The sequence below is a fragment of the Sphingobacterium hungaricum genome, from assembly GCF_015210005.1.
In the GTDB taxonomy this organism is placed as follows: Bacteria; Bacteroidota; Bacteroidia; order Sphingobacteriales; family Sphingobacteriaceae; genus Sphingobacterium; species Sphingobacterium hungaricum.
On the sequence record NZ_MU158698.1, the window covers coordinates 2,977,613 to 2,990,356 of the forward strand.

The window sequence follows — 12,744 nt, forward strand, 5'->3', positions numbered from 1 at the left end:
CTTAAAAATTGTAATGAATTGATTTATAGCGAAGGCATGAATTATGGAAAATATAAATTGTCCGAATACGGACAGCGAATCGTACGGAAACGTACATCAGCTTTATACAAATGAAAAAAATTGATACGAGGATTTTAGTTGTGGATGATCAAGATGAGGTGTTGATAGCTTCGAAATTGATTTTGAAGCGAACCTTTGAGTATGTGTATACATTAAACGATCCGAAAAAAATATTAGCATTTCTCGCCGAATGCTCGATAGACATTATTCTTTTAGATATGAATTTTCGGGTGGGTTACGAAGATGGGAAAGAAGGCATTTATCGGTTTAAAGAAATCAAAGAACATTTTCCGGCGATTAAATTGATATTAATGACTTCTTACGGAAATGTTGAAACTGCAGTTGAAGGAATTAAATTGGGAGCGATAGATTATATTCTAAAACCTTGGGATAATGAGAAGTTGATTGAAACAATCAAACAGACTGTCAAGCAGATTCGTAAAACAAAATCCAACCCGACTGTATCCGAGACGAAATATTTTATCGGCGATTCAATCGCTATCAAAGAAGTGTATAAGCTTGGTGAGCGTTTGGCAAAAACGGATGCAACTGTTCTAATCCTTGGTGAAAATGGTACTGGAAAATTTGTGCTTGCCGATTATATCCATAAAAATTCAGCTCGAAAAGATAAACCCTTTGTGCATGTAGATTTAGGTGCGTTGCACGAAAATTTATTTGAAAGCGAATTGTTCGGTTATTCAAAAGGAGCGTTTACGGATGCATTTCAGGATAAAGCCGGAAGATTTGAAACGGCGAACGAAGGGACGATTTTTTTGGATGAAATCGGAAATATTCCTTTGCATTTGCAATCAAAATTGTTGCAAGTTATTCAAAATAAATCGGTAACGCGCTTGGGAGAATCTAAACCTCGATCCTTAAACGTCCGTATTATTACTGCGACAAACGTTGATTTGCAAAAAGCTGTTGATGAAAAGCTATTTCGTGAAGATTTGTTTTATAGAATCAATACCATGTCTTTGTCGCTTCCGTCGCTAAAGAATCGTTTGGAAGATTTGGAAGCCATGACTAATTTTTTTATTGATCAGTTTTCTGAAAAATATCAAGTCCAAATCAACCCTGTTGCTCTGCAGTTAATCGAAAAATTGAAGCGATATAGTTGGCGAGGAAATATTAGAGAATTACAAAATAGGGTAGAGCGGGCTGTTATTTTAGCAGAACGCGAAGAATTAACTCTTGAAAATTTAGGATTTTCGGATGAGAATTTTTCGTCATTTCAAAAATCAGATACAACCCTAAGCGAAGTCGAACGTCAGTTTATTGTGCAAGCGTTGAAAAAAAATCATGGAAATATTTCTAGATGTGCAGAAGAGTTAGGTGTTTCTAGACCTGCTTTGTATAGGAAATTAGAAAAGTATCATATAGAAATCCAAAAAGATGAATAGCAAAAAAATCACTTGGTTAGTTGTCGTACGAATTGTTTTTGCATTATTTCTTTTAGCTCTGGGAATTTGGCTGTTCACCGTTGGTAAGATGTATTCTTCTATTTTTATTGGTCTATTGTTTTTACTTGTCATCATCGACTTATTCAAATTGCTATATGACTATTTTAATCAAATTGATAAGGTGATTCTTTCGATGCTGTATGATGATTATACCATTGATTTAAAGAGAACCAGCCATGATCATACGTACAACCATTTGGTTGACCTTTTTGAAAAGAATAAAGAAAAGGAAGCAAATCGGGCATCAGAAACATTAATATTTAATCAATTATTGAATGGGATTGATTCAGGTATTTTGATTTTAAAAGGAGAGCATGTCGATCGAGAAGTGATTTTGGTCAACCAGTATTTTAAGAATTATTTTGATTTGCCGAATCTTACAGATTGGCGGTTTCTAAAGCCATTCATTCCTGCATTCTGCCAAGTAATCGAAGAGCGCAACTTTACGGAATTTAAAACAACGCTGGATATTCAGGTCGACAAGAAGGAACGTCAGACGTTTGTTGTGCAAACTTCCCTTTCAAAGATTCATGGCGAGACCTACTACATTATTTTGTTAGATTCTATACAACGGGTAATTGATTCGAAAGAGAATGAGGCTTGGATTTCAATCATGAAAATCATTTCACACGAGCTGATGAATTCATTGGCGCCTATTCATGCGCTGGCCTACAATATTCAAGAAATAAGTAAACAAGAAGATATATCAGAAGAAGATAAAGAGGACATTCAGACGAGCGTTTCGACCATTATCAATCGGAGTAACCACCTACAGGAATTTGTTGAGCGATATAGGAAATTGACCATGCTTCCGACTCCTCAAAAGAAAAAAGAAAACTTAGCTCAGGTCGTTGATCAGGTACTTCAGAACTTCCTGCTTCTCGCAAAGAGTAAAGGCATTGATTTAAAAACAAGTATACCAGAAGGAATTGATTTTTTAGTGGATGTTTCCCAATTTGAACAAGTATTAATCAATCTAATGACCAATAGTTTGTATGCAGTTGAAAATGCAGAAAAAAAGGAAATCGCTATTGCTAGCTACCTCCAGCAAAATAGATTATACATTGAATTATCCGATACAGGAACTCTAGTCGATACAGAAATTGTCAAGAAAATCTTTTTGCCATTTTATACTACCCGAAAAAATGGCGCTGGAATAGGGTTGACGCTCTCCAAAAGCATCATGGAAGCGCATAAGGGGTATCTATTTTATCAGCAAAAAGAAGAGAAGAATGTATTAGTGATGGTGTTTGTTCTTTAAGTAATACAATATCCCAATTCTGGTTTTAAGAAATTACGTTACGCTTGCCTAGTCACTAATTTAGCCACATATTTTCCAATAATGTCAAATTCCAAGTTCACTGTAGAGCCGACCTGTACACTTTTTAGATTTGTGTTTTCCAATGTGTAGGGAATAATTGCAACCGAAAAACTGTTCTCTTTGGAATTAACAACCGTTAGGCTAATCCCGTTCACAGTGATTGAGCCTTTCTCGACGGTGATATATTCTTGTGCAGGTGAATAACTAAATGTGTATAGGAAACTTCCATGCTGATCTTCTATGGATTCACAGGTTGCGACAGTATCCACATGACCTTGTACAATGTGTCCATCAAATCGACCATTTGCAACCGTACATCTTTCTAAATTAACGACATCATCTACCTGCAACTCTTTGAGATTTGTTTTTTCTAATGTTTCATGAATTGCCGTGACTTTGTAAATCTTATCTTCTAAACCTACAACTGTAAGGCAAACTCCGTTATGAGAGACACTTTGGTCGATTTTTAGTTCATGTGTAATAGGAGATTCTAAAAAATAGTGGATATTATTCTCATCATTTTCAATTTTTTTTACAACAGCAATTGCTTCAATAATACCTGTAAACATAGTTCTAAGCGGATTTTTAACAAAGTTAGGCATTATATTATGTAAGCCATTTAAAAAAAATAAAAATAAATTTTGCATAGTGTATAAAATACACTATCTTTGTGTCATCATAATTTAGGTTTATAATTGGTTATAAAGGTTTTCATTCTCCCCGTTTGAAAACCTTTTTTATTTCCCTGACTATGAGATTCTTAAAGAAAAATTAAAAAATAATTCAATTAATAAGATAAAAATATTTGCAAGATATATTGTTTATTATATATCTTTGTTCAGGTTTAGGTTGATTACCTCTTACAAGAGGTTAATTTTAAGGCCTGAGCAGTCGCCCGACTGTCTCAGGCTTTTTCTTTTCAAGCTATCGTGAATTCGTTACTAATATCCTTAACGTGATTTAAATGTGGTTTTTAAAAGGAATAATGAAATCCTCTAAACTGGTCATGCTTTCTTAATTTAATTTATTAGTTGGATTAATAAATCAAACTTTAACAAAAAGTACTATTTTTATCGTTTGTAGTTTTTTAACCACAAATTAAAAGTTAGATACATCTAATTATTTTTCATATTCTTCTTCAACTATAACGTTTTCGGAAATTATGCAAACGGTTGTGTTTGTCGATTAAATATTTTGAAGACTAATTATGAATATATTTAAACCAGATTATTTACTGAAGTCCTTTTTATTTATTATGATTTATAAAATAGCAGTCTTTTTATTTTTTATCTTGCTTTTTAGCAATAAGCCCATTCTAGCTCAATCAAGACAGACGATTTCTTTCAATACCGATTGGCAGTTTTACAAAGCCAATAACGGTACGTTTTTTACAGAATTTGATAATGGAGCTAAATATATTGAGTCCCAAGGTCAATGGACTGGGCTAGAAGTTTGGGAGAAGATAAGCTTACCCCATACTTTTAATAAAGATGACATGCAGTTGGATCGCAATTTCTTTGAAGGTAAAGCAGTTTACAAAAAGAAATTCACTACGGTTGCGAATCAACAAAATAAACGAACCTTCATTAAATTCGAGGGCGTTGGTTCCGTTGCCCACATTTATATCAATAACAATTACATCGGGGAACATAAAGGCGGTTATTCGATGTTTGTGTTTGAAATTACCAATTCGATAAAATACGATGCTGAAAATACCATTGTTGTGATCGCAGATAATAAAGCGCGCAAAGATGTACTTCCAATAAACCAATTTTTATTTCCAATGTATGGTGGAATTTATAGGCCAGTCTCATTAATAACTACGGAAAAAACAAATTTTCTGGTCACGGATCAAGCTTCTGCTGGAATTTACATTCGTCAAAAAAATGTGTCAAGTAAAAGTGCTGATTTGTTAATTGAATCAAAGTTAGAAACAAAAGAAAAAAATATTCAGCATGCTGAGCTTATACTTGAAATTAAGGACCATTCCGGTAAAATTATTCAAACTCAAAAAAATCCAGTTCAAATTTCACCTCAAGGAACTACTTACTTGAATCAGAAATTAACCGTAAAAAGCCCACATCTTTGGGACGGTGTGCGCGACCCGTATTTGTATTCATTGACGGCTAAAATAATCGTCAATGGCAAAGAAATGGACAACATTACCGAACCTTTAGGAATTCGTCATTTTGAATTAGTTGCTGGAAAGGGAATGTTTTTAAATGGAAAACAGTATCCTATGTATGGCGTTTGTCGACATCAAGACGAATGGGGATATGGTTCTGCGTTATCCTTTTCTCAGCATAAACGCGATATGGAAATGATTCGGGAGATGGGCGCGACGACTTTGAGATTAGCACATTATCAACAATCCTCTGATATGTACAGTTTGGCAGATTCGCTAGGATTATTGGTTTGGGCAGAAATTCCATTCGTTAACCGTGTTTCATATTATGAAAACGACAATGCAAAGCAACAAATGACAGAATTGGTCAAACAAAATTTTAATCATCCTTCGATTTACATTTGGGGAGTACATAATGAGGTGTATTCTTCGACTCCCGATGAACAGGTTCCAGTTTTATCGAGAGAGTTGAATGATATTGCAAAGACTTTGGACCCAGACCGCTTAACAGTTGCGGTTTCTGGTTACAATGAAATTAATCGTCCTGCGAATTTATCGTCTGATGTTCAAGGCATAAATCATTATTTCGGATGGTATGGAGGTGAAATTGAAGATTTAAAACCTTGGGCAGAATCCCTACAGCGGGATTATCCCGAATATAAAGTCATGCTTTCCGAATATGGTGCAGATGGCAATATAGATATCGGTGCAGAAAAAGTGGAAATGCCAAAAGATGTGGTTACAGGAAAATCATTTCCAGAAAATTATCAAACGGAAACACATATCCAACAATGGGCAATCATCGAATCGCATCCAATTATCGTTGCGTCATATGTGTGGAACATGTTTGAATTTGCGGTTCCTGCATGGAATAGAGGTGGCGTCAATGCGAGAAATTTAAAAGGTTTGGTAACATTTGACCGCAAGCGCAAGAAGGATTCATTTTTTTGGTACAAAGCCAATTGGAATCCAGAACCGATGATTTATTTAGCAAATAGAAGAGATAAAGAGAGGACAGAAGCAAGCACGAAAATTCAGGTTTTTTCTAACCTTGAAGCTGTGACTATTCGTGTAAACGGTAAAGAATATCAAGCCGTAAAAGGTGTAAATTCAAGACATTGGGTTGTAGAAAATGTATCGTTGAATAAAGGCGAAAATACCATTGTGGCAACTGGAAAAAATAAAAATCAAGAATTATCGGATGAGATGAAATGGAATCTCAATTAATTAGTAGAAATGTATAAGAGCGGATTATTATTTTTTATTCTTTTCATTAGTCTGAATGTCAATGCGCAGTTTGTTGGCATTATCCCACAACCTCAAGAAGTCGTTGAAGCAAAGGATAGTTTATCCGTTAAAGGATATTTGAATATTGCGTATGGTAGTGAGACGAATGTTTCGACCATTCAATATGTAAGAAAAGAATTGGCAAATAAATTTCAATTGCTTAGTGCTACAAATTCAAATTCCAAAACCACTATCACTTTTAGGCAAAGTAAATCGAAAACTAAAACTAATGGTGCATATTCATTAACTGTTAACGATAATGGAATTTTCATTGAGGCATCGACTCCCGAAGGGTTTCTTTACGGAGCTTCAAGTTTGATACAACTATTATCTTATCATCAATCAAAATCTGGAATCAAAATTCCTTATGTAAAAATAACAGATGAACCTTCGAATCAATGGAGAGGTTTTATGCTCGATGAGTCAAGGCATTTTTTTGGAAAGGAAAAAGTCAAACAGCTTTTGGACTGGATGGCTTTTTATAAGTTGAATAAATTTCATTGGCACTTGACAGATGAACCAGCCTGGCGAATAGAGATTAAACAGTATCCATTCTTGACTTTGGTCGGTGGCGTTGGGAATTACACAAATCCCATTAGTCCGGCACAATATTATACCCAAGAAGACATTCGGGAGATAGTTTCGTATGCGTCTGATTTACAGATAGAAGTAATTCCAGAAATTGATATGCCGGGTCATGCGACTGCTTCTAATCGCGCATATCCACAATTTTCTGGCGGAGGAACAAAAGACCATCCTGATTTTACTTTTCATCCTGCCAAAGAAGGAACATATCAATACCTCAACAATATTCTCCAAGAAACAAATAATTTATTTCCTTCGAATATGTTGCATTTGGGTGGTGATGAGGTTTCTTACGGAAGTGATGCGTGGAATCAAGATTTGAGCATTCAGAAACTGAAAGCCGATAAAAAATTAGAAAATAACAAAGCCGTTGAAACGTACTTTATGCAAAGGATGGCGGATTCAGTTTATGCAATGGGAGCCAAAGTATTGGTTTGGGATGAAATGGCAGAAGCCGATTTGCCAAGAGATAAAACCATACAATTCTATTGGCGACATGATAAACCAGCGCAATTGGATTTGTTGTTAAAGAATGGTTTTCAGGTAATTATCTGTCCTAGAATTCCATTTTATTTTGATTTTGTACAAGAAGATTCACATCGATACGGACGTAAATGGAACAAGGATTTTAATTCATTGAGTACGGTTTATCATTTTGATATGGAGAATATTAAGGCAAAAGAAACTTTTCCAAATCAGATATTGGGCTTGCAGGGAAATTTGTGGACCGAAAGAGTGACGGATACAGACCGATTCGATTTTATGGTTTTTCCTCGTATTTCTGCTTTGGCAGAAAGTGCTTGGACAAATAAAAATCGTAAAAACTTTGCTAATTTTCAGACCATTTTAAGAAAGCATTTGTTATTGTACAAATCGGCTGGGCTCTATTATTTTGACCCGTTTAATCCTCAAAATAATCCTGAACCCAACGTAAATAATAGCACAAAAAAGTACATTGATAACCCAGAATAAAAAATTATGATTAAGAAAATTCAAATTTCTCTCTTATGTCTATGCCTATTGTCAATATCGGTTTCTTATGCACAATGGACAGGCCCAAAGAGAAAGCCAGCTCAACGAATTGAAGTCAAATACGGGCCAATTACTCCAAAAAATCGCACGGATGAAAATATGGAACGTTTTCGTAATTATGGTTTGGGTCAATTTATCCATTGGGGATTGTATGCTATTCCAGGGAATGAATGGGAGGGTGTAAGTGCACGAGGCGGCGCGGCAGCATCGGAATGGATTCGATCATGGGGTGGTGCAACGGCTCCAAAGGATTGGAAAAACACCTACGATAATTTATACAAACAGTTTAATCCTAAAGATTTTGATGCCAAGAAATGGGCTAAACAAGCTAAAGATATGGGTGCTCGGTACATGATTTTTACGACAAAACATCATGATGGTTTTGCAATGTGGCCAACGAAATATTCAGATTACAACATTTCTAAAACTCCCTATAAAAAGGATGTGACGAAAGAAATTGTGGATGCTTACACGGCAGAAGGAATTGATGTTTATCTTTATTTTTCTGTATTAGAATGGAATAATCCTAATTATATGGGAGCTGAACCAAAAACACCAGAAGAAAAAGAAAAATTTCAAAAGTTTTTGGATTATACACGCAATCAGCTGTTGGAACTATTGACAAATTATCCTCAAACAAAAGGTCTTTGGTTTGATGGCACTTGGGATAAATCTTGGATTATGGCCTATGAATTTACCTATAATTTAGAGAAGGAATTGCGTACCAAATTTCCGGGAATAATCATTGGTTCTCGTTTTCGCAATGATGAATTTGGCAAAAGACATTTTGATTCTAATGGTGATATTTTAGGAGATTACGAACAAGGTTGGGAACGAAAACTGCCTGCGGAATTTGAATGGTTAGACGGAAATACATGGGATTGTGTAATGACCGTTCCGCCAAATGGTTGGGGATATATGAAAGATTGGAGTGGACTTTATACCAAAACTTCGGATGATTTAATAGATATGCTGATGCATTGTGTTTCAATGAATGGAAATCTTGTTTTGAATTTTGGTCCTGACGGAAATGGTAAAATGCATCCTGGTGAAGATATTTTGGCAAAAGAAATCGGAGAATGGATGAAAGTTAATTCTGAAGCAGTCTATGATGTTCGGCATGCTGGACTTTCTCCTTCGAAATTAGGCTATTTTACTCGCAAAGAAAACAATTTATACCTCACTGTTTTCAACCGTCCGGTAAACAATATTGTTCGTATTGCTGTTCCTAAAAAGTCAACAGAGGTTCCAAAAACTGCGAAACTTTTAGTTGATAGCAAAGAACTTAAAGTAGTACATTCAGATATTGGCCTTGACTTAGATCAGAGCACTTATTATGATGTGGTCTTGCCAGAAAATTTTAACGCTAAAAAAGCATTCGTAATTAAAATGGAACTTGGTGCGCCTAAAACTGCAGCAGAAAAGTTGATGGACGCGAAGATGTAACATCTCAATTCGAGCTAAGTAAAAGCACTAAATGAAAGTTTAGTGCTTTTGTCGTTAAATATCGTGGTAAACAGAATTATTTAAAAATCGACTATAACGTTTTCGTGGATTCAACAAACGTTTGCGTAAATATTTCGATTATTAATATTGAAATAAAAATTTAATTTTATTTTAATAATCTATTTATCTGTGCGATTATAAAGTAATAACTAACCTAAGTTTAAATTTATGAAAAAACTAACGACTTTCAATTCGATAGATTTAAAGATAGTCTATCGGAAAATTCCACTCCTGTCTACATTGTTTATTTTGCTTATTTCAAATCCTCTATCATCTAAAAATCTTGCGGTAGGTGATATGGTTGTGTCCAAGGATTTTAAACAGAATACGATTATTGGCAAAATTGTAGATAAAAATGGAGCGCCGATTCCTGGAGCTACTATTCAAGAAAAGGGAACAAACAACACCACTTCATCCGATATTGATGGAAATTATGCGATTAATGTTTCATCGAACGCAGTTATAATAATAATTCGAATTATAGGACACAAAACCGTTGAAGTAAAAGCAACTAACGCCTCCTTGATTACGATGGAAATTGAAGACAATAGCTTAGAAGAAGTCATTGTTGTTGGTTATGGTACTCAAAAAAGAAAAGATTTAACAGGTGCAGTGGATCAAATTGGAGCAGAGGCTATTGGAAATCGACCCACAACAAGCTTTGGTCAAACTATGCAGGGATTAATACCTAACTTAAATGTGGGTATTGCGAATGGTAATCCAAGTACTAATGCTTCTTTTAATGTGCGTGGTACTACCTCTATTGTTTGGAACACGAGTACTAGTGCATTTGAATCCTCTTTAGGATCTCCATTGATTTTGGTTGATGGTGTTACTGGAGATGTAAACAATATAAATCCTGAAGATATAGAAACTGTAACCGTTTTAAAAGACGCTGCCTCAGCATCAATCTACGGTGCTAGAGCAGCTTTTGGGGTTATATTAATTACCACGAAATCTGGTAAATCTGGTAGATCTCAAATTGATTACTCCAATTCTTTTCAATGGAGTTCGCCTACAGCTATACCAAATATCCTAGATGCAAAAACTATTCAAGAAGGGATTATTGGTGCTTACGCGAATCGGGGATTATCTGTACCAACAAATGAAGAACTAAAATTGGAAAAAATAATTGAATATATGAATGATCCAGTAAATGTCGACCCATATTTCATGAATGGCAATAGCATAGTTTGGGTTGGTAATGTAAATCCATATGAAGAAGGTTTAGCAAAATCCGCTCCAATGCAAAAACACAATCTCTCGATATCTGGAGGAAATGAAAATACTACGTATTATGGTTCGTTCGGGTTTCAAAATCAGGATGGAATTTATAAAATTAACACGGATAATTTAAAAAGAATTAATGCAAATTTGAATGTTTCGTCACAGATTAATAACTATTTCAAAATCGATTTTAGAACGCAATATAACAATTCTACTTATAATGAGCCCCGATCTCCAGTTGGTAAGGGGGGATGGTGGACAGCAATGTCTCAGGATCCCGGAAGAAATGTAAATATGCCTATGAAAACTCCTGAAGATTCCCCCGTCGGTGTCATGTATACCGACAATATTTTATCATTTATGGATTATGGTGCTACCGAAGGAGAAAATATTTCAAATTTGATACTTACGGCTTCTCCAAGAATTACAATTTTACCACAGTGGAGTGTCCAGGCTGATATTTCATACAAAAATTATGAACTTGATAACAAGCAGTTTGTACCTTTATTAACCCGAGTAGAGAATAGTTGGACGTCATTTACCAATGTTCACACTAATCCAAGCTACGTGTCAAGGTATAATGCACAAAGCAATCAATACACCATAAATATTTTTTCAGATTACAGTAAGACAATAGCTAAAGACCATAATTTAAGGGCGATGTTAGGGTTCAACCAAGAATGGTACACTGATTTTTATACTGATGCAAGTAGACAGGATGTAAATCCAAATATTCCAACGATGAGTCAAGCTCAAGGTGTTCAGACTGTAACAGATGGTGAGTCGCATTGGGCTATTCGTGCAATGTTTTACAGGCTTACATACGATTATAAAGGAAAATATCTCATTCAATCCAATGGTCGTTACGATGGGACATCAAGATTTGGAACAGAAGATAGGTTCGCTTTTTTTCCAACAGTGTCCGCTGGATGGGTTGTTTCCGAAGAGGAATTTGCAAGCAACTGGAACCCTTATGTAAGCTTTTTTAAGTTGAGAGGTTCGTATGGTAGTCTTGGAAATCAAAATGTACCAAATTATTCTTATTTGCTTTATTATAATACTCAAAGTAATTTAGCATATCTTTTTAATGGCGTAAGAACATTATATGTACAGCCTCCAGGATTGGTAGATCCAAATTTAACTTGGGAGACGGCCACTTCAGCTAACATTGGAGTTGACTTTCAGTTATTTAATAAATGGGATTTTACATTCGATTGGTATTCAAGGACTACATCAGATATTTTAGCGCCTGCGGAGCAATTACCAGCTACATTAGGTGCAAATGTACCTTTATCTAATTCTGGTGAAATTCAAACTCAAGGTTGGGAATTTTCAACAACTTATCGAAACAAAACCAACTTTGGGCTTTCTTACGATTTTAGACTTACACTAAGCGATTACAAATCAAAAGTTAATAATTTTAATGGAAATGATAACAAATTATTAAGCCAATTTTATGATGGCATGAATATAGGGCAAATTTGGGGATTCGAAACCTACGGGTTATTTCAGACTCAGGAAGAAATCGATAATGCTCCAAAGCAAACAAAAATTAGCTCTTCAATTTGGTATCCTGGCTACGTCCGATATACAGATTTAAACGGAGACGGAGAGATTTCTACAGGTACCAACAATGTAAATGATCCAGGTGACAGAAAAGTGATTGGGAACAGCACGCCAAGATACCAATATGGATTTACTACAAATCTAAACTACAAGGGCTTTGATTTTAATCTTTTCATTCAAGGAGTTGGTAAACGTGATCTTTGGATTAGTAACAACTTGTTCTGGGGAGCGGGCACTACAGGAACTTATGAAGTGTATAATGATTCTTGGACACCAGAAAATACAGATGCTTATTATCCTATATATGTTAACGCCGGTCAAAATAGAAATGTTCAAACTCGATATTTGCAGAACGGCGCATACTTAAGAATTAAAAATATTGCTTTAGGTTATACTATTCCAAAAGAAGTTACTGAAAAAATGTATTTTAAAAAATTAAGAATATTTACTTCTGCATTTGATTTATTAGAATTCAAATCCGTGCCGGACACATTTGATCCAGAGTTAACGGGAATGGATTATCCAATTATGAGGTCTTATGCATTTGGAATTCAAGCATCATTTTAGAGAAT

General features: G+C 35.0%; 7 protein-coding genes. 6 read left to right on the forward strand and 1 reads right to left on the reverse strand.

The genetic code is table 11. The features are described 5' to 3' along the window. Positions 1–110 precede the first annotated feature (110 nt). Together C4F49_RS16235 and C4F49_RS16240 are read left to right on the forward strand one after the other, a co-directional pair. A complete protein-coding gene (locus C4F49_RS16235) occupies positions 111–1,463 on the forward strand; it encodes a sigma-54-dependent transcriptional regulator (protein WP_196936886.1) in 1,353 nt (450 codons plus the stop codon). Continuing rightward, a complete protein-coding gene (locus C4F49_RS16240) occupies positions 1,456–2,784 on the forward strand; it encodes a sensor histidine kinase (RefSeq protein ID WP_196936887.1) in 1,329 nt (442 codons plus the stop codon). The genes C4F49_RS16235 and C4F49_RS16240 overlap by 8 nt, the downstream gene beginning before the upstream one ends. A 38-nt stretch (positions 2,785–2,822) precedes the next feature. Here C4F49_RS16240 and C4F49_RS16245 read toward each other — a convergent pair whose 3' ends face one another. Continuing rightward, entirely contained in the window at positions 2,823–3,413 is a 591-nt protein-coding gene (locus C4F49_RS16245; RefSeq protein WP_196936888.1) for a riboflavin synthase, read from the reverse strand. 638 nt (positions 3,414–4,051) lie between these two features. On the opposite strand from C4F49_RS16245, the gene C4F49_RS16250 reads away from it, so the two are divergent. From C4F49_RS16250 to C4F49_RS16265, 4 genes are all read left to right on the forward strand, one after another. Next, positions 4,052–6,196: a glycoside hydrolase family 2 TIM barrel-domain containing protein gene (locus tag C4F49_RS16250; protein WP_196936889.1), complete on the forward strand. Its 2,145-nt coding sequence runs from the start codon at positions 4,052–4,054 to the stop codon at positions 6,194–6,196. Positions 6,197–6,205: 9 nt separating this feature from the next. Further along, positions 6,206–7,813, forward strand: coding sequence for a beta-N-acetylhexosaminidase (locus C4F49_RS16255; RefSeq protein WP_196936890.1), 1,608 nt, complete (start codon positions 6,206–6,208; stop codon positions 7,811–7,813). Positions 7,814–7,819: 6 nt separating this feature from the next. Continuing rightward, positions 7,820–9,319 carry an alpha-L-fucosidase gene (locus C4F49_RS16260; RefSeq protein ID WP_196936891.1) on the forward strand — a complete coding sequence of 500 codons (1,500 nt, stop codon included), beginning with the start codon at positions 7,820–7,822 and terminating at the stop codon, positions 9,317–9,319. Positions 9,320–9,547: 228 nt separating this feature from the next. Continuing rightward, a complete protein-coding gene (locus tag C4F49_RS16265) occupies positions 9,548–12,739 on the forward strand; it encodes a SusC/RagA family TonB-linked outer membrane protein (protein WP_196936892.1) in 3,192 nt (1,063 codons plus the stop codon). Positions 12,740–12,744 lie beyond the last annotated feature (5 nt).